The 579-nt window shown below is 72.5% G+C and carries 1 protein-coding gene; it reads right to left on the reverse strand.

All coding sequences use genetic code 11. From position 1 onward, the window contains the following. Nucleotides 1-70: 70 nt before the first annotated feature. Complete coding sequence (locus ACFXBC_RS30785; RefSeq protein WP_385031824.1) at nucleotides 71-370, reverse strand: hypothetical protein; 300 nt, start codon at nucleotides 368-370, stop codon at nucleotides 71-73. Nucleotides 371-579 lie beyond the last annotated feature (209 nt).

Here is a 579-nt window from a genome sequence, read left to right on the forward strand (position 1 = left end):
GGTATCCGCACTGCGGATACCGCCACTTCCGCGTCGCGCCACGGCGCCGGACGCGGCACCGGGCATGCTGCTACTGGTTGCGGAGCTGTACGCCGCCCAGCATCGGGGTGGCCTGGCGGACGAGGCCCAGCACCTGCTCGCTCGCGTCGGCCTTGCCGGTGAGCACGCTGGTCCCGGTGTCGGCGACCGCGGCCACCGGGACGGCCGCCCCCTGCTGAATCGACTGGGTGGCCTGGTCGATTCCGCCGTTGAGGCTCATGGGGGGCATGGCGGGGGGCTCGGCGGCGAACGCCGGGGTGGCCGCGGCGGCGCCCGCGCCGATCGCCATCATGGAACCGGCGACGAGCGCGGCGGCCTTTGCGTACTTCATGTCGGATGCCTTTCTCCGGCAGCGCTGTTCACAGCTGCGACTCTCGCGCCGGGCACCCATCGGGAGAGGGTGCCGGTGCGCCGCCTTCACCGTGGCTAACGATTTCTCCCGGTGGGAGAAACCCCGGAGCGGCGAACGTTTCTGCACCTGTTCGGCCGGTTCCGCGGGGGATCCGGGCAGCGAGAGCGCGCGGCGTCCACGGCGGATGC

The organism is Streptomyces sp. NPDC059398 (genome assembly GCF_042751845.1).
Taxonomy (GTDB): domain Bacteria; phylum Actinomycetota; class Actinomycetes; order Streptomycetales; family Streptomycetaceae; genus Streptomyces.